Source organism: Arthrobacter sp. GW822-FHT05G07 (genome assembly GCF_058799755.1).
Genome location: NZ_JBXALT010000002.1, coordinates 68,483 through 86,205 on the forward strand (window position 1 = coordinate 68,483; position 17,723 = coordinate 86,205).

The following is a 17,723-nucleotide window of genomic DNA, read 5'->3' on the forward strand; positions in this document are numbered from 1 at the left end:
GAGCACAAGAGCGCGGCTACATGCGGTTTTTGGTCTTGGCCGTAGCCTGCGCTGTCCACGGGTCTTCGGGCCAGGGATGCCTGGGGTAGCGCCCACGCATCTCGGCCCGAACCTGGGAGTAGGGACCGGACCAGAACGACGCGAGATCGTCCGTGACAGCCAACGGCCTTCCTGCCGGGGACAACAAATGAAACAGAACAGGGACCCTGCCAGCTAGGAGCCGCGGCGTGCTGTCCCAACCGAAGCATTCCTGAAGCTTGACCGCCACCACCGGACGGCCGTCGTCGTGATCCCCGCTGCTGCGATCCGAAACCTCGGGATAGTCGATGCGCACACGCGAGCCACTCGGCACCTCCAGACGCTCCGGCACGAGGTCTTCGAGCCGCGCGGCGTCCGGCCACGGAAGCAGGCGCCTCAAAGGATCAACGAGGTTGATGGAACTCACGGCGGCGCCGGTGGCCATCGCCTCGAGCTCCGGGCCCAGCCAATCCTCCAGCCTGGACAGAAGGGCTGCTTCGCGGACGTCGGGCCACGGGCTTCCGAGTTCACGGTGCAGCAAGGCAAGACGCCTCCGCAGGGCATCGGCTGCGGGTGACCAGCCGATCATGGACAATCCCGTCTTCTCCAGCGCCTCGGACACGGCACGACGACCGGATTCGGCGGTGGGGCGGACAGGCGTGGAGGACAACACGATGGCACCCAAGCGCCGCTCCAGCCTGGCCATCACGCGGCCTTGATCGAACTTCGCCTGCACCTTCTCCGTGAGGAGGTCCGGTGCGGCCGCTTCCGCCAATTCGGCCGACAACGGCGCGGCCGAACGGATGACGGCGCCCGTTCCTGCGGCATCGCGCCCCTGCGCGCGGGACACCTCGGCAACTGCAAGCCAGTCATGCCCGGACAGTGAACTACCGGAGGGAAGTCCGGCGCGCGTTCCGGACGATAACAAGTACGTGGTAGAGCCGTCGCCGGGAACACGCCTTGCCACGCGGTCCGGGAAAGCCAGCGCCACCACAAGGCCCGTCGCTTCCCCTGCCGTGACATCGGCGGCCGCCTTGGGACGCACGACGGCGGCAGCTTCCTTCCGTACCAACGTCTCCATCCGCTGGACGTCTTCCGCGAAACGACGCGCGCCCGGGTCCGAACCTGAGCGCAGGGCCGACAGCAGCTTGTTGAGGTCCGCCCCCGGTGCCCTCTGCCCGCCGGCAACGAGGGCCACTGTTTCAGCCGCTGCGCGTCGACCCGCCACCGCCGATCCGTCCAGCAAGGCGCGGGCAAGCCGGGGGTCGGCGGGGATCCGGGCCAAGGTCTTGCCCACGGCGGTGACTGTTCCTTCCGCTGTCACGGCACCCAGCTCCCGGAGGACCTCCACGGCATCGTTCATGGCCGCAACCGGCGGTGCATCGGGAAGTTTCAGGTCTACGCCGCCCGGCGCGCCCCAACATGCAAGGACCAAAGCAGCGCTGGTGAGGTCTGCAACGGAGATTTCGGGTGTCTGATGTGCCGGAGCTGCAGCATAAGCCTGCTGGTCGTAGCAGCGGACCACCGTACCCGGACCCTGCCGTGCTGCACGGCCGGCACGCTGATCAGCCGAGGCCCTGGAGCAGGAAACGGTCACGAGTCCGGACATGCCGCGGCCGGCGTCCCGGCGCGGTTCCCTTGAAAGCCCCGAGTCGATGACCACACGCACGCCGGGAACTGTGAGCGACGATTCAGCCAAGGAGGTAGACACGATGATGCGCGGCAGGCCGCCAGGTTCACGGCCGGATACCGCGCGGTCCTGGGCTTCCGGACCGATCTGGCCGTGCAACTCCAGCACCTCCACGTTTCCCGACACCAGACCACGAAGACGAGTGGCGACGTCGGACACTTCACGGGCTCCCGGAAGGAAAACCAAGGCGTCTACGTCGGCGTCCGGGGCCAAGGCTGCTGCGTGGGTTGTCGCCGCCGTGTGGGCCACGTGGTCAAGGAAAAGCCGGGAAACGCCTCGAGCGTCCAAGCGGTGCTCGCGGGCAGGAACCCACTGGACCTTCAGCGGGTACAGCGCGGAAGGGCAGTCGACGACGGGAGCCGGGTCGCCGCCGTCGAGCCCTGTCCCCAGCAGTGTGGCAAAACGCGCGGCGTCGAGGGTTGCCGACATCGCCACCACGGTAATGTCGCCGCGAAGTTCCCGGACCTCCGCAAGCATGCCCACCAGGAGATCCGTTTCGAGTCCACGTTCGTGGACCTCATCCAGGACCACAGCGCTGACGTCCTCAAGACCGGGGTCGGCAAGGAGACGCCGCAGGAGAATACCTGGCGTGACGAACTCAACCACCGTGTCCTGGCTGACTTTGCTTTCCCCGCGGACGGTGTAGCCAACCCGGCGGCCCAGCTGGCTGCCGTCCAGCGACGCGAGGCGGCGCGCGGCTGAGCGGGCCGCTACACGGCGGGGCTGCGTGACGACGACGCGCGGCCGGCCTGGACTCTGTTCGGACACTAGGTTGGCGAGCAGCGGAGGCACGAGGGTGGTCTTACCTGTCCCGGGCGGCGCCTGTACCACTGCCGCGCCGCCGCCGCCCTGAGTTGCCAGGGCGGCGGTCAGGTTCGAGAGGGAATCAGCAAACACCAGCCCCGTACCTATGGTGTCCAGTCTGAAAGTCACCAGACCATTGTCCCTGTTGGGTGACAGGGAAAAGGCCACACCCCCTCGAAGGAAGCGTGGCCGTTTCGGTGGGGCTGCGTCTCTAGCCGATAGTGGAGACGTCGATGACAAAGCGGTAGCGGACGTCCGAGGCAAGGACGCGCTCATAGGCGTCGTTGATCTTGCTGGCCGGGATGACCTCGATCTCGGCGCCCAGGCCGTGCTCTGCGCAGAAGTTCAGCATTTCCTGCGTTTCGCGGATGCCGCCAATGGCCGAACCAGCGAACCGGCGACGACCCGTGATCAGTGAGAACACGTTAACCGGCAGTGGTTCGGCCGGTGCGCCAACGTTGACCAACGTGCCATCAAGTGTCAGCAACTGAAGGTACGCGCTGATGTCGATGGAAGCACTGACCGTGTTGACGATGAGGTCGAAGGTGCCGCCGAGCTGCTCGAACGTGGTGGGATCGCTGGTGGCGTAGTAGTGGTCCGCGCCCAGCTTGAGCCCGTCTTCCATCTTCTTAAGTGACTGCGAAAGGACTGTGACCTCAGCGCCCATGGCGTGCGCGATCTTGACGGCCATATGGCCGAGACCGCCGAGACCGACGACGGCAACCTTCTTGCCGGGGCCGGCGCCCCAGTGATGCAGCGGCGAGTAGGTGGTGATGCCGGCGCACAGCAGCGGCGCTGCGACGTCGAGGTCCAGGCCTTCCGGGATGGTGACGACGAAGTCTTCGTTCACCACCACGTGGCTGGAGTAGCCACCCTGGGTGATGGTGCCGTCGCGGTCAACGGAGCCATAGGTCCCTACGTTTCCCTTGAGGCAATACTGCTCTTCTCCGGCCAGGCAGTTCTTGCACTCCTTGCAGGAGTTGACCATGCAGCCGACGCCCACGCGGTCGCCCACCTTGTGTTTGGTGACGTCCGAGCCAACCTCGGTGACGATGCCTGCAATTTCGTGGCCAGGGGCCAACGGGTACTGCTGCGGGCCCCAATCACCGCGGACAGTATGGATATCAGAGTGGCAAATGCCGGCGAACTTGATATCGATGTGGACGTCGTTGGGGCCGACCTCACGACGTTCGATGGTGGTCAGGGTCAGGTCGCCCGTAGCCGAGGGGGCAGCGTAAGCATTAGCGGTAGGCATGTTTCTCCTGCGTGGTGAACGTTGGTGGATGTCTCCATCTAACCCTGTTTCCCTGGACGCAAGGAGTCACTGTTGTTAGGGGTAATGACAGGGACTCCCTGAGCTGCTCAAAAGTCATACCGTAGGAAGCATGGACAATCGGACTGAGACACGCGACTTTCTTGCCACTCGGCGGGCGAAAATTACCCCCGAGCAGGCCGGACTGGCGGCCTACGGCGGAAACCGGCGTGTCCCGGGACTTCGTCGCGGCGAGGTGGCCATGCTCGCCGGAGTGAGTGTGGAGTATTACACCCGCTTGGAGCGCGGAAACCTCTCCGGCGTCTCTGAAAGCGTGCTGGAGTCCTTGGCCGGTGCACTGCAGCTTGACGACGCTGAACGCGCCCATCTTTACGACCTCGCCCGGGCGGCAAGCGACGGCGGCAAGTCCCGGCGTCGACCAGTCCGGAAGCAGGCCATCCGGCCTGGCGTGCAACTCACTTTGGATGCGATTAGCGGCTCCCCCGCTTTCATTCGCAACGGTCGCTTGGACCTACTGGCAACCAACGCCCTGGGCCGGGCTTTATATGCCGACATTTACGACAGTCCCGCCGGACCACCCAACCATGCACGATTCCTGTTCCTCGACCCTCGCAGCCACGATTTCTACACGGACTGGGAACGCGCCGCCAACGACACCGTGGCCATCATGAGGACCGAAGCCGGCAGGGATCCCTACGACCGGGGGCTAAGTGACCTGGTGGGTGAGCTGTCCACCCGCAGCGAGGAATTCCGGGTCCGTTGGGCGTCGCACAATGTCCGCCAGCACTACACCGGAAAGAAACATTTCCGCCACCGGATAGTGGGCGACCTGCATTTGTTGTACGAAGCCCTCGAGCTGTCCGCCGATGCCGGTTTGACCTTGACGGTTTACAACGCTGAGCCCGGCACCGGCACGGCGGACGCCCTGCAACTGCTCGCAAGTTGGGCTTCGACCGCCCTCACCATTCCCGAGGATTCCGGAGCTTACAGGGACATATCCAACACGTCATCCAGGAGTGATCGAGGTTGATCGTTTGCTGACCACTTATTGACCGTGGTTGAGGGACGCGAATAGGGCTTGCCGACCTTGCCTTCGGTACCGGCCCCTCGACTTACCACGTGCTCTCCGTGGGGTACGCGCTGGACCTGGTCGGTGCCCGGTTCTTACATCCGATTCACGCCGTCGCTGAGACGGATCCGGCAGCGCTGACAGCTTCACTGGATGCCCTCCCCTGGCGGAAGGAAGCGTGGGGGTCCGGCGCGTGGGTGGATGCTTGGGGAACCGCGGCGTACTGGAACCTGGCCCGGGCGCACCCGAACTCCTCCGGTTCCCTTGACGCACTGTTCGGCTGGTTGCTGACCCACGTCAATCCCGCGGCAGGAATCTGGGGAAAACCCACGGATGACAACAGGCTCAAGATGGTCAACGGCTATTACCGCTTGACGCGTGGCACGTTCGCCCAGTTCGGATTGCCAGTGCCCTACGTTGAGCGGCTCGTTGACACAGTTCTGGAGCACTCCGCGGACCCACGCTATTTCGCCCCTGACCGGCAGAACGCCTGCAATGTCCTGGACGTCGTCCATCCCCTGTGGCTCGCGTCCAAGCAGACGAAGCACCGACCCTGGAAATGAACGCGTGGGCACGGACTCAACTGAAGCACGCACTGGGTCGGTGGCATTCCGGCGAGGGAATGGCCTTCAGCGCAGCACCAGAGAGTGGGAACCAGCACCTTCCAACCCTGCAGGGAACCGAAATGTGGCTGGCCATCGTCTGGTACCTGGCCGACCTTCTCGGAAGCGCCGAAGCCCTGGGATACAGGCATCAGGGCGTCCATCGGCCTGAACCGGCGTATTCGCTTCCGACACTCTAGGCATCAAACGCCAGTACTTCTCCACCGATCTGGACTCTTCTTGCCGTCTCGCAGCGGGCTGAGCACCGGCAACCAAAAAATGTCAGACCCCCATGACATGGTTTTTGTATGGGAATCATCGGGCAGGTCGTGGCAAGGCGGGCAGGGTCGCCGCGCGCCTATGAGTTGCTTCGCCAGCGCGCCCGTCGTTCTTTAGCTGTGCCTGCCCGGCTGGCAGAGTACGAGGGCTCCGCGCACAAGGACATTGCGTACGCTGGCTCCGAGACGGCATCCACCGTTGCCGATAGAGCCCGTTGCGCAGGGCCGCTTGTTGGATTCGAGTCGGTGCCCACGCCCGGAGAGTCCGTGCCCGAAGAGGCGCGCGCGTGGCCCGAGGAACCCCCGCCAGAACAGTTGCCCGCGGAGTCCTCGTTGTCTGGTTTGCACGCTATGGAAGCGGCGCTCCTTGAAGGTGCTGCCGCAGCGGACGCTTTGCGATCAGTGGCGGCCGATGAGGTGCGGTTGTTGGGGTTTGTTGAGGCGGCTGATTTCGCTGACAGGGTCGAGGAGATCTCCCGGTCGGTGGAGTACTTGCAGCTGGTTGCTGCGCAGGCGGTGGAACGGACCCGGAAGGAAGCTCAGCAAGCCCGGCCGGGGGTGTCGGCGGCAGCGCCGGAGTGGCGGACGGGGTGGACTGACCCGGTGGCAGGACCCGAGACTGCGGCAGCTTCCCAGAGCGCGACTTCTCAGAGTAGGACGGGAACCGCCACAGCTGGGGCGACCTTTGGTGAAGCACGTTCCACACCTTCCGCCGGTGGAGATGGTTTCGTGGCGGGGACCGAATCAGCACGTAGGTCTTCCGCCGCCAGGGCCAGTGTCTTGGATGACGGGTATCGGAACGCGGCGGAATTCTTGCGGGCACGGTTGCGGATCGGTATCGGCGAGGCCAGGCGCAGGCTTGCCCTCGCCGCCGAGGTCCTGCCAAAGGTCGGAGTGACCGGGCAGGACGTCCCGGCCCGGCGGGAAATCCTCGCCGACGCCATCGGATCGGCTTTGGTGCCCTCCCGGTCCGCGACGACCATCAGTACCGCCCTGGACAAAGTCCGGCACCTCGCAGAACCCGGGACCATCACCGACATGGAACACGCCCTCACCAACACCGCCATCGAAACCGACCCCGACTTCGTGGCCAAGATGGCCCGACGATGGACCGACCTCATCGACCAGGACGGCCCCGAACCCACTGAAGAAGCACTCCGCCAACTCCAAGGCGCGTTCCTCCGCCGCCGACGCCGCCACGGACTCCACCACCTCGAAATCTTCGCCACCGCCGAACAATACGAAACCCTCACCACCGCCATGAACGCCGCCACCAACCCCCGCCTCAATGGTCCGGAGTCCGGCACGGCACCCAGCGAAGGCCCGGATCAAGGACCTGGCACGGGAGCCCCGGCCGGATCAGGAGCCGACGAAGCAACCATGCAAGAAGCAGATCTCGGACCAAGCGGCCCGGACCTGGACCGGCGCTCGAGGGCGCAGAAACTTCTCGACGGCCTCGTCGGTGCGTGCAGCGTCGCGATGAGCACCGCGAAACTCCCGTCGAACGGCGGCCTCCGACCCCAAGTCACCGTCACCATCGACCGCCGCGACCTCTTCAACCAACTCCACCTCAGCCACACCCAGCCCGGCTCCGGGAACCGGCTCAGCACCGGGACCGCCACATTCCTGGGCCCGATCCACCCGAACACCATCCGCAAAATCGCCTGCGACGCCGACATCCTCCCGGTCCTGCTCGGCAGCGACTCCCAAATCCTGGACATCGGCCGCACCACCCGGATCTTCCCACCCCACATCCGCAAAGCCATCACCGCACGCGACCAAGGCTGCGCCTTCCCCGACTGCACCATGCCCGCACCCTGGTGCGAAGCCCACCACACCACCTACTGGTCCCACGGCGGCACCACAGGCACAAACAACGGCACCCTGCTCTGCAGCCACCACCACCACCTCATCCACAAGGAGCAATGGCGCATCGACATGACAACAGGCATCCCCTGGTTCATCCCCCCACCCCACATCGACCCCCACCAAACACCCCTCAAAACATCAACAAGTCAGCCCAGGAGTGGTGGTGGTGGGTACGCGGTGAAGTGAGGCCTGGCCATTCGCGACCGAAAACCTGTTGAGTCACCGCGGTCTCAGGCGCGGCCCCAAAAAGGTGCGGCCATTGCAGGAGCGCGCCCGTTATAGGTCACAGCGCCACTTGCAGCGCCGTCCTGGAGTGCAGCCACGGCTGGGTTAGTGCGGAACCCGTCACGGCCGCCTTGGTCAGGGCCCTACGTGCCACCTCGCTACCGGCCACCGTGCCATTGGTCACGGCCGCACTGGGATGCGGGCCGTCCTCGGGCCCAGCCCTAACGTGGGCGACTCTGTCAGACACTCGCCTTGCCACATTCTTCGTGACCTTCAGTTCAGATTGTCTTTCAGCTCAGCCGGCCTGCAAGGTCAGCGATCTTCCGTTCCAGTGCACTCCGTTCGGCGGCGTTCCCGCACAGGTTCAGGGCTTCCAGCAGGGCATTCCTTGCCTCCGTGTGGCGACCCAGTCTGGTGAGGAGTTCACCTCGAACTGTCGGCAGGAGGTGGGAGCCTTCAAGCTCACCCCTGCCCTTGAGTGCGTCCACGAGGTCCAGACCGGCAGCGGGACCTGAAGCCATGGCCACGGCAACTGCGCGATTGAGTTCAATAACGGGCGATGGAGACAGCCGCCCGAGGGCCTCGTACAGAATGACGATCCGTTGCCAGTCAGTCTCTGCCGCAGTCCGGGCCACTGCATGGCATTCCGCGATGGACGCCTGCAGCCCGTAGGCGCCCAGCCCCCGGCCCGCAGCGACCGCCGTCGAAAGTGCCGCCCTGCCCCGGCGTATGGCGGACTGATCCCATCGCCGTCGATCCTGGTCTTCAAGAAGGACAGGCCGTCCGGCGGCGTCGAGCCTGGCAGGAAAGCGAGCGGCCGTCAGTTCCATCAGGGCCAAAAGGCCAAACACTTCGGGCTCGGGGGCCAGCCGTACCAACACACGGGCGAGGCGGCGTGCGTCACTGGCTAGTTCTGTCCGCATCCACGAATCCCCTCCGGAAGCGAAGGAACCTTCCGTGAAAATCAGATAGACAACCTGCAGCACCGAGCCCAGCCGCTCGGGAATTTCAGATGGCTCCGGCACGGCGAACGGGATGTGGGCCGCAGCAAGTGTCTTCTTTGCCCGTGTGATGCGGGCTTGGATAGTTGGAACGGGCATCAGGAACGCCTTGGCGATCTCCTCCGTGCCCATGCCGCCCACTACCCGCAGCGCCAAGGCAATCCGCGCTTCCTTGGACAACACCGGATGGCAGGAGATGAACATCAGCGCGAGCACGTCATCGTTGATCGAATCGGGGTTGAACAGAGTGTCCACGCCCGGTTCCTCTTCGGACAGGCCGCGGGCCAGCAAGGCGTACTTTTCGTCCCGCACGGCACGTCGCCGGAACGAATCGATCGCCCGACGCCGGCCCGCCGTCAGGAGCCAACCTGCCGGCTCTGCGGGGATGCCGCTGACCGACCAGGACACGAGGGCTTCTGCGAGCGCTTCCTGCGCAAGGTCCTCTGCCAATGTGAAGTCGCCGGTGTAGCGGGCAAGGGCGCCGACGATGCGGGCGGATTCACTCCGCCACACAGCTTCGACGGCGGCCCTTGCCTCATTGCTGCTCACGCGGGTGGGTGTTGTCCGGAGTTTCCGTGGTGGGAATCAGAGCTGGCCGGTCTGCTCGCGCCATGCGCGCTCCTTTTGGATCCATTCGTTGTCTTGCGGGAACTCATCGATGCTGGTGACGCGGCGGATTTCGGTCTTGGTACCGGCTGTCATGGGCGCACGCTTGGCCCATTCGACGGCTTCCTGCTGGGATGCGACGTCCAGGATGTAGTAGCCGCCGAACAGTTCTTTTGTCTCTCCGTAGGGGCCGTCGGTGACAACCGGGGTTTCACCGGTGAAGTCCACCACGACGCCATCTTTCGCATCGTCAAGGCCTTCAGCGGCCAAGAGGACTCCGGCACGGATAAGTTCGTCGTTGAATTTGCCCATGGCTTCGAGGATCTCGTTGAAGTCGATGTTCTCGAACTTGGCGTAGGAAGCGTCGTCTGCCCGCATGATCAACATGTATTTCGCCATTTCACTCAATCTCCTGTGTCGTGGAAAGCCGCCTTTTCGACTTTCTCATCCATAGGTCGAACAGTGCGAGTAAAAATCGACAACACCTTGGAAGAGTTTTTGATGCGACGGAAAGGATCCCCCGGAATGCTCCAGGGGATCCTTATCAACCGATCATCGTCGTAGTTGGTTCAGTTAGCGTCCGCCTCCTCCGATGACCCCCGCTTCAACAGCTTTGGTCACGGCGTCAGCTTCGGCTTGTGTGAGCTTGCCGTCCGTTACCGCTTTGTCGAGCTTGGTCTTCAGCGCAGCGGAACGCTCTTCCTGGGCGGCGGCACGGATTTCTTCCAGTGCCGTGGTGACCTTGGCTTCGTCTACACCGAGTGCTTCGGCGAGAGACTTCGCCAGGGCTGCATCCTGTGCTGTGCGGTCCGGCTTGGTTCCTTCCGTTCCTTGTGCGGGCGGTGTGGCGGGTTTGTTTGCCTCGCGGAACGCCGTCAAGGCTTCGGTGACCTTGGCTTCGTCCACTCCGAGCTTGGTGGCCAGTTCCGCGGCGATCTGGCCGCCGTCCCGGCCGTGTCCGTGGCCGCCGGGCCTGCCGCCGCGATCCGACGGCGTGGTGGCGTCCGCGGATGACGTGGCGCTAGGCGACGGTGTGGTGGCAGCAGTGGCGATGCTGGTCGCGCCCAATCCGGCGCCCAATGCGAGCGCTCCTGCTGCGACGGTCAAGGTGATTCTCTTGGTTCTCGACATGTACCTCTCCTCAATGAGCCGTCCGTACGGCTGGTGTCTGAGGGACGATCAATGGTGCCGTCCTCTTAACACCATGAGAGGCCCACCACAGCCCAGGCTGTTTCGAACCTGTCATTCGGCTGTGAAAGTAAAGCCGAGTCTGTGGGACGTGTCGTTAGCGGACCCGGTCCAGCGCGTCCAGCAGCCGCTTGACTGATCCACCCAGGTTCCAGTCAGAGGCCAGCTGCTCAAGTTCGGTGCGCGCGTCGCCGGTGACCGGGCGCAGTTCAGCGCCCGCTTGTTCAAGCGTCGGCACCTTCAAGTCGCGCACAACGTTCACGACGGCGGGTGCCACCTTGAGGTAGTCAGCAGCCGCGGACAGCTTCGCCCGTATGGAAGCCGACAGACCGCCGTCGGGGTCTTCTGCCGCTTCAAGCAGTCCTTCCAATGATCCGTGCTCGCCAAGCAATGATGCTGCCGTCTTTTCTCCTATGCCGGCAACGCCGGGGAGCCCGTCGGAGGCATCGCCCCGGAGTGTTGCGAAGTCGGCATATTGCTGGGGCAGGACACGGTACTTGCCCACCACTACGACGTCCGTGACAACTTCCAGGTTTTTCATGCCCCGGGCGGTGTAGATGATACGGACCTCACGGTCATCGTCGACGAGCTGGAAAAGGTCGCGGTCGCCGGTGACCACGTCGGTCGGGATGTGCGCTTGGCTCGCATAGGTCCCCACGACATCGTCGGCCTCATGGTCGTCAACGCCCACCACGGCGATCCCGGCAAGGTCCAGTACACGGCGGATCATGGGTATCTGCGCTTCAAGGGGGTCTGGGACAACCTCAACGTCCGGGCCGTTTGGAACGATTTCAGCGACACGGTGGGACTTGTAGCTGGGGATCAGATCCACGCGCCATTGAGGGCGCCAGTCGTTGTCCCAGCAGGCGACGAGGTGCGTGGCTTCGTAGTCGGTGGTGAGGCGGGCGATCATGTCCATGAGTCCCCGCACTGCGTTCACGGGTGTTCCGTCGGGTCGGCGGATGGAATCGGGCACACCGTAGAAGGCACGGAAGTACAGGGAGGCAGTGTCCAGAAGCATCAGTCGCGGCATACCTGATCCTGACATGCCCGTAGGCCAATCCGAAGGAGGCGAACACCAGGTTCTGTCATAAGACGCGTGCGGGACTTGAACGCGGGTGTGAGCCGCATTACGATTATTGGAGCGATAATAGAACACGCTGTTCTATTATCGAACAAACCTAGATCATTGCCCACAAAGAAGTGAGGAAAGCCCGTGCAGTTCCACCACCACGGTTACGTATCCGGTGACCCGCGAGTCGAGCCTGCGGCCGGCGTCGGAATCAACCGCCCAGCCGAGCTTCCCGACGAAGTTGACGTCCTTATCGTGGGCACGGGTCCTGCTGGGATGCTGACCGCGGCACAGCTTTCCCAGTTTCCGGATGTCACCACCCGCATTATTGAGCGACGTCCCGGTCGTTTGGCCATCGGCCAGGCAGACGGCATCCAAGCACGCAGCGTGGAGACCTTTCAAGCATTCGGGTTTGCGGAGCGCATCACCGCCGAGGCCTACCGCATCACGGAGATGGCCTTCTGGAAGCCGGACCCGGCTGACCACTCCCGCATCGTCCGCGCCGCCCGCGCCGTGGATGATCCGGCCGGTATCAGCGAATTCCCGCACCTGATCGTCAACCAGGCCCGCGTCCTGGACTACTTCGCGGAGTTCATGGCCAACTCCCCCACACGCATGACGCCGGACTACGGCTATGAGTTCCACGGTCTCCAGGTCACCGGCGAGGGCGAATATCCTGTGGCCGTAACGCTTGCCCACACGTCCGGGCCCAACGAAGGCCACGAGCGGATCATCCGGGCCAAGTACGTCGTGGGAGCAGACGGCGCCCGCAGCAAGGTTCGCGAATCCATTGGCTGCCACCTTGCCGGCGACCAAGCCAACCATGCGTGGGGCGTCATGGACGTCCTCGCCGTCACCGACTTCCCTGACATCCGCACCAAGTGCGCCATCCAGTCCGGCGAGGGCGGCAGCATCCTGCTGATCCCCCGCGAGGGCGGCCACCTGTTCCGCATGTACGTGGACCTGGGCGAAGTTAATCCCAATGACAAAGGCGCTGTGCGCAAGACGACCATTGAGCAGATCATCCAAAAGGCCAACGACATCCTCCACCCGTACACGTTGGACGTCCGCAACGTTGCTTGGCACAGCGTCTACGAGGTAGGCCACCGGCTCACGGACAGGTTCGACGACGTTCTGCCGGAGGAGCGCGGAACGCGCACCCCACGGGTGTTCATCACCGGCGACGCCTGCCACACCCACTCCGCCAAGGCCGGCCAAGGCATGAACGTCTCCATGCAAGACGGCTTCAACATCGGCTGGAAACTCGGCCACGTCCTCGAAGGCCGCAGCCCGGAAAGCCTGCTGGACACCTACTCGGCCGAACGCCAGGTAGTGGCGAAGAACCTCATCGACTTCGACAAGCAGTGGTCCACGTTGATGGCCAAGAAACCCGAAGAGTTCGAAGATCCCGCGGAACTGGAGACCTTTTACACCAGCACCGCCGAATTCCCTGCCGGCTTCATGACCCAATACGCCCCATCGATGCTTGTAGCCGAAGCACAGCACCAGGAACTCGCCACCGGCTTCCCGGTGGGTAAACGCTTCAAGTCCGCGTCGGTTGTCCGCGTCTGCGACACCAATCCCATGCACCTGGGTCACCACGCCAAAGCTGATGGGCGCTGGCGCATCTACGTTTTCGCTGACGCCGCCCAGGCTGGCGCCGCTGGTCCGGTGGCGGACTTCGCCGAATGGATCGCGAACTCGCCGGAATCGCCGCTGGCCGCGACGCCGTCGAGCGCTGACCGCGACGCCTGGTTCGATGTGAAGGTGATCTACCAGCAAGACCACACCACCATCGATATCAACGCAGTACCTGCAGCTTTCAAGCCGACGGTCGGACCATTCAAGCTCACGTACCTCGAGAAGGTCTTCGGCGCCGACCCGAAAGCTGACATCTTCGATACACGAGGCCTCAGCCGCGACGGCGTCGTTGTTGTCGTCCGCCCTGACCAGTATGTCGCCAACGTGCTGCCCCTGACAGCCACGGCGGAACTTGGCGGATTCTTCGCGCCGCTGTTGTCTGCGGGACGTACTGAAGCGGGCGCCGCAGAGCCGGGCTTGGTCAGCAACCAAGCCTGAACAGAACCGGAATCAGCCGGGGAGCCGACCGTCAACTCCCCGGCTGTTCCGGCGCCACACCGTGACGTTGTTCTATAGTGTCGGAGCGGTCAGGCAGAATGTGATTCATGGGGCGGTGGAGCGAAGATACAGTGATGAAGGCCGCTCCGGACTCTTCCTCACTCGCAGCAGCACGGAAACTTGCACACCCCGGCCCGTGGTCTGAATCGGGCAGCAACGATGTCCTTGTTTGGGGAAAGTGCCAAGGCAGCGGAAAAACGCCGTACCAAGTGAGCGTGGACATCGTCGCACCCGCCTACCGGTGCTCGTGTCCCAGCCGGAAGTTCCCCTGCAAGCATGCTCTGGCCTTGCTGCTTCTTTGGTCCCGGGGTGAGGCGGCCGAGGCCGGTGCCGACGCCGCCGATTTCGCAAAGGAATGGGCCGGTCAAAGGGCTGATCGTGCCTCGGCCAAAGAACGTCGACAAGCCGAACAACCCGCAGATCCGGAAGCCCAGGCAAAACGTCTCGCCGCCAGGCTGGCCCTCATGGACGCCGGGATAGACGACTTCTCGCGCTGGCTGACGGACCTTGTCCGGACAGGACTTGCCACTGCACGCAAGCAGCCTTATTCGTGGTGGGACGGTGTGGCTGCCCGTTTGGTGGACTCGCAGCTTCCTGGTTTGGCCGACCAAGTGCGGGACATGGCTTCCCAAATCCACGGCAGGACGGACTGGGCAGACCATCTCCTCCTTCACGCCGGCCGCTGGTGGGCGCTGGCCAAAGCATGGAAAGCACGGGACACACTCTCGCCGGAAGAATTCGCTGACGTCAAGGCTGCCCTCGGATGGGCCACGGCGTCTGCCGACGTACAAAATACCGAGTCCTTGGCGGGCCCGTGGCTGGTACTTGGAGCCCATCGGAGCGACGACGGACGCCTCCAGCAACAACGGACCTGGCTTCGCGCCCCCGACGGAACCATGGTGGTGGTCCTTGACTTCGCCGCGCAAGGCCAGGGGCTGGCGGCGCCGCAACTCGCGGGCGCACAGCTTGAAGCCACGGTTGCCCGCTACCCCGGCTCAGCACCGCAGCGTGCCATGTTCACCAGCGCCATCGTCCCGCAGGGGGTTGTCAAAAGCCTCGGGAACGGCAACAGCATCATGCAAGCGCTCGAACAGGAGTCAGCTGCAGTTGCGCGCTCACCATGGCGGACCCGGCACCCCGTGCTGTTGGGCGGCGTCACCGTCAACCCCGAGGAGAGGGGGTGGTTGCACGATCCAAAAGGCCACGCCCTTCCTCTGGTGGATGCTCCCCTTGACTCCCTGCTGGCACTGACCGGTGGCCATGCTGTGGACATTTTCGGCGAACTGGATGACGGCCGTTTTCGTCCGCTGACCGTCGTCGTCGACGGAATGGTGGTAACTCCATGACGTGGTTGGCTGAACTCCGAACAGCAGCGCTGGTGGGGACAGGACGACACGACGCACCCAAGCCGCCCGACGAACTGGGATTTCGTGCGCCTGAAGGCCTTCCCCGCGAGGAATCCCTGCTTGATCAAGCCGCCATGGCCGACGTCGCAACCCGTACATCCCGGACAGCAGCCGCAGCCCCAAGCAGCGGGCTTGTTTCGCCGGCCCCGGCTGACACCGAGCCCCAAGCCAGTGGCGAGGCCGCCCGGCTCCTGGAACTCTTGCTGACCCAGCCACCCGTGGGGCTCGAACTGAGAACCCAGCTGGTAGTGGACTGGCTACGGTTCGCGGAAGAAACACGACGGCGGGTCCCCCACCGCCTGCTGCCCGCGTTGCTCCTTGTGGCCGAGACCAAATCCGCCGTTTTCAGGCGCCTTGAACCTGCCATTGGAACCCGCGGCCGCTGGCTGAAGGAACTCAAGAGCCCATCTTCACAGGAGGCTGCGGCAGAGTGGTCTGAACTTGGGAGCGCCGACGCCGCGGTAGAGCTTGACCGGCTAAGAGGCCTTGATCCGGCAGCTGCGCGCGAGCAACTCCTGGCGCACTGGACGTCTCTCAGCGCAAGGGAACGCGCCGGCAACCTGGCATTGTTCGCCGGCAACGTGGATGATGACGACGAAGCACTGCTGGAGCAGGCCTTGGACGACAAAGCCAAGAGTGTTCGCGACGTGGCACTCCGGCTCCTGGACCAGCTTCCGGGGAGTGCCCGCGCGGCCCGCATGGCCGCCCGGCTGGTACCCCTGCTGCACGTCAAAGGGCTCTTGAACAAACGGCTGGACATCGATCTCCCTCCGGACCCTGACGGGGCGGCACTACGCGACGGGGTTCCGGCCGACCCGCGCAGGGGCGAACCAGACCGACTGGCGCGGTTGGACGCCATCATCAGTGGAGCCCCGCTGGATGTATGGACGTCGGTTTCGGGCCGGAACCGGGCGGCCACCGCTGCATTGGTGCAGGGCGAACCGCGCATCCTGGACGTATTGATCGCCACCGCTGCCGCCCGCAAAGATACCGAGTGGGCGCGTGCGCTGCTCACCGTCAGGACGGACAGAAGACTGCTGGTCTGCCTGCCTGCCGAAGAACGGGAACATTGGCTGGAGCGGCATGTCCGCGAAAGCGGCGACGACCCCTTGACGCTGGCTCCGCTTCTGCAAGACCTGCCGCAGCCGTGGTCCGTGTCCTTGGCTGAAGCTGTGCTCACAGTGATCTCCGGCAAGGACGGGGGCCGTTTGGCAGCATCCCTGGCCGCAGTTTTGCCTACCGCGCTTCCACCTGAGGCCAACCAACGTTGCCGGCAGCTTCTGGAACGAACAGACGACGACGTCGCCCGGCGCCGAGTGTTGCGCGACGCAGTCCAATACCAATCATTCAGACAATCCCTGACGGAGGCTTTCCGATGACCGATGCCCAGAACGCAACAGAGGTCCTTCGCGCCCACGCCGAGAATGCGTATGCCGATGAACTCAGCGCTTTGGCTGCAGTTGACGACCGCCCCCGTCCCCCCAGCTGGCGGCTGTCTCCCTGGGCTGTCACCACGTACATCCTGGGAGGAACCCTGGCCAATGGCGCCCGGATCACCCCGAAGTATCTCGGATCTGAACGCCTGGTGGAAATCGCCGTGGCATCACTGGCCACAGACCGCGCCCTGCTGTTGCTGGGTGTCCCGGGAACCGCCAAAACGTGGCTTGGTGAGCATCTGGCGGCAGCCATCTCAGGCTCGTCCACGTTGGTGGTGCAGGGTACTGCCGGCACGCCCGAAGAGGCTCTGCGGTATGGATGGAATTATGCCCGCTTGCTGGCCGATGGCCCCTCCCGCGCCGCCATGGTTCCGGGTCCTGTCATGCGGGCCATGGAAACAGGAAGCCTGGTGCGGGTAGAGGAGCTCACTCGAATACCCTCCGATGTGCAGGACTCCCTCATCACCATCCTCAGCGAGAAGACCCTGCCCATCCCTGAGCTCAATGAGGAAGTTCAGGCGCGGAAGGGCTTCAACGTCATCGCCACAGCGAACAACCGCGACAAAGGCGTCAACGACCTCTCGTCCGCCCTTCGCCGCCGCTTCAACACCGTGGTCCTGCCGCTCCCTGACAGCATCGACCAAGAGGTGGAAATCGTGACCACACGCGTTCGCAGCCTGGGAGAGTCCTTGGAGCTGCCAGCCGATTTGGCTGCACTTTCCGAGATCCGCAGAGTGGTTACCGTCATGCGCGAACTGCGTTCAGGCGTGACCCAGGACCAACGCACCACCATCAAATCGCCATCCGCCACGCTATCCACGGCAGAAGCCATCTCCGTGATGACCAACGGGCTCTCCCTGGCAGCGCACTTTGGCGATGGCACCGTACGGGCGGAGGACGTGGCCGCCAGTTTGGTGGGCGCAGTGATCAAGGATCCGGTGCAGGACCGCGTGATCTGGCAGGAATACTTGGAGACAGTCGTCCGGAACCGGCCTGAATGGAAAGACCTGTACCGGGCCTGCCGCGACCTCGAATCGTCCAACTGAA

General features: G+C 64.1%; 13 protein-coding genes. 7 read left to right on the plus strand and 6 right to left on the minus strand.

The window, feature by feature from the left end; all coding sequences use genetic code 11:
• Positions 1-16 precede the first annotated feature (16 nt).
• The gene (gene hrpB, locus AC1RJY_RS03180; RefSeq protein ID WP_210063840.1) at positions 17-2,788 is read right to left on the minus strand and encodes an ATP-dependent helicase HrpB; all 2,772 of its coding nucleotides are present in this window, start codon (positions 2,786-2,788) and stop codon (positions 17-19) included.
• Positions 2,724-3,767, minus strand: coding sequence for an NAD(P)-dependent alcohol dehydrogenase (locus tag AC1RJY_RS03185; RefSeq protein WP_210063841.1), 1,044 nt, complete (start codon positions 3,765-3,767; stop codon positions 2,724-2,726). The genes hrpB and AC1RJY_RS03185 overlap by 65 nt, the downstream gene beginning before the upstream one ends.
• Positions 3,768-3,897: 130 nt before the next feature.
• Between AC1RJY_RS03185 and AC1RJY_RS03190 the strand changes: the two genes are divergently transcribed.
• From AC1RJY_RS03190 to AC1RJY_RS03200, 3 genes are all read left to right on the plus strand, one after another.
• Positions 3,898-4,815: a helix-turn-helix transcriptional regulator gene (locus AC1RJY_RS03190; protein ID WP_498601302.1), complete on the plus strand. Its 918-nt coding sequence runs from the start codon at positions 3,898-3,900 to the stop codon at positions 4,813-4,815.
• An 89-nt stretch (positions 4,816-4,904) separates the two neighbouring features.
• Positions 4,905-5,417, plus strand: a complete 513-nt coding sequence (locus tag AC1RJY_RS03195; protein ID WP_498601303.1) for a hypothetical protein — start codon at positions 4,905-4,907, stop codon at positions 5,415-5,417.
• A gap of 347 nt (positions 5,418-5,764) precedes the next feature.
• Positions 5,765-7,789 carry an HNH endonuclease signature motif containing protein gene (locus AC1RJY_RS03200; protein ID WP_498601305.1) on the plus strand — a complete coding sequence of 675 codons (2,025 nt, stop codon included), beginning with the start codon at positions 5,765-5,767 and terminating at the stop codon, positions 7,787-7,789.
• 329 nt (positions 7,790-8,118) lie between these two features.
• Here AC1RJY_RS03200 and AC1RJY_RS03205 read toward each other — a convergent pair whose 3' ends face one another.
• The 4 genes from AC1RJY_RS03205 to AC1RJY_RS03220 all read right to left on the minus strand — a co-directional run bounded on the left by AC1RJY_RS03205 (position 8,119) and on the right by AC1RJY_RS03220 (position 11,671).
• Complete coding sequence (locus AC1RJY_RS03205; RefSeq protein ID WP_498601307.1) at positions 8,119-9,378, minus strand: RNA polymerase sigma factor; 1,260 nt, start codon at positions 9,376-9,378, stop codon at positions 8,119-8,121.
• 36 nt (positions 9,379-9,414) lie between these two features.
• Positions 9,415-9,834 (minus strand): YciI family protein, encoded by a 420-nt coding sequence (locus tag AC1RJY_RS03210; protein ID WP_014921839.1) that lies wholly within the window; start codon positions 9,832-9,834, stop codon positions 9,415-9,417.
• Positions 9,835-10,008: 174 nt separating this feature from the next.
• A complete protein-coding gene (locus AC1RJY_RS03215) occupies positions 10,009-10,566 on the minus strand; it encodes a hypothetical protein (protein ID WP_498601309.1) in 558 nt (185 codons plus the stop codon).
• A gap of 154 nt (positions 10,567-10,720) precedes the next feature.
• On the minus strand, positions 10,721-11,671 hold the full coding sequence (locus tag AC1RJY_RS03220; protein WP_011774722.1) for a 5'-3' exonuclease: 951 nt from the start codon (positions 11,669-11,671) through the stop codon (positions 10,721-10,723).
• Positions 11,672-11,839: 168 nt separating this feature from the next.
• On the opposite strand from AC1RJY_RS03220, the gene AC1RJY_RS03225 reads away from it, so the two are divergent.
• From AC1RJY_RS03225 to AC1RJY_RS03240, 4 genes are all read left to right on the plus strand, one after another.
• Positions 11,840-13,774, plus strand: coding sequence for an FAD-binding monooxygenase (locus AC1RJY_RS03225; protein WP_498601312.1), 1,935 nt, complete (start codon positions 11,840-11,842; stop codon positions 13,772-13,774).
• A 107-nt stretch (positions 13,775-13,881) separates the two neighbouring features.
• Positions 13,882-15,180, plus strand: a complete 1,299-nt coding sequence (locus AC1RJY_RS03230) for an SWIM zinc finger family protein (protein ID WP_011774720.1) — start codon at positions 13,882-13,884, stop codon at positions 15,178-15,180.
• Positions 15,177-16,619 carry a DUF5691 domain-containing protein gene (locus AC1RJY_RS03235; protein WP_498601314.1) on the plus strand — a complete coding sequence of 481 codons (1,443 nt, stop codon included), beginning with the start codon at positions 15,177-15,179 and terminating at the stop codon, positions 16,617-16,619. Before AC1RJY_RS03230 ends, AC1RJY_RS03235 begins: the two co-directional genes overlap by 4 nt.
• Positions 16,616-17,722 carry an ATP-binding protein gene (locus AC1RJY_RS03240; RefSeq protein WP_011774718.1) on the plus strand — a complete coding sequence of 369 codons (1,107 nt, stop codon included), beginning with the start codon at positions 16,616-16,618 and terminating at the stop codon, positions 17,720-17,722. Before AC1RJY_RS03235 ends, AC1RJY_RS03240 begins: the two co-directional genes overlap by 4 nt.
• Position 17,723 lies beyond the last annotated feature (1 nt).

Coding starts and splice junctions, on each gene's coding strand:
- hrpB (WP_210063840.1), bottom strand. CDS start 2,788: ATGAGCGCGTCCTTGCCTCGGACGTCCGCTACCGCTTTGTCATCGACG.
- AC1RJY_RS03185 (WP_210063841.1), bottom strand. CDS start 3,767: ATGCCTACCGCTAATGCTTACGCTGCCCCCTCGGCTACGGGCGACCTG.
- AC1RJY_RS03210 (WP_014921839.1), bottom strand. CDS start 9,834: ATGGCGAAATACATGTTGATCATGCGGGCAGACGACGCTTCCTACGCC.
- AC1RJY_RS03220 (WP_011774722.1), bottom strand. CDS start 11,671: ATGTCAGGATCAGGTATGCCGCGACTGATGCTTCTGGACACTGCCTCC.
- AC1RJY_RS03240 (WP_011774718.1), top strand. CDS start 16,616: ATGACCGATGCCCAGAACGCAACAGAGGTCCTTCGCGCCCACGCCGAG.
- AC1RJY_RS03200 (WP_498601305.1), top strand. CDS start 5,765: ATGGGAATCATCGGGCAGGTCGTGGCAAGGCGGGCAGGGTCGCCGCGC.
- AC1RJY_RS03230 (WP_011774720.1), top strand. CDS start 13,882: ATGGGGCGGTGGAGCGAAGATACAGTGATGAAGGCCGCTCCGGACTCT.
- AC1RJY_RS03235 (WP_498601314.1), top strand. CDS start 15,177: ATGACGTGGTTGGCTGAACTCCGAACAGCAGCGCTGGTGGGGACAGGA.
- AC1RJY_RS03215 (WP_498601309.1), bottom strand. CDS start 10,566: ATGTCGAGAACCAAGAGAATCACCTTGACCGTCGCAGCAGGAGCGCTC.
- AC1RJY_RS03190 (WP_498601302.1), top strand. CDS start 3,898: ATGGACAATCGGACTGAGACACGCGACTTTCTTGCCACTCGGCGGGCG.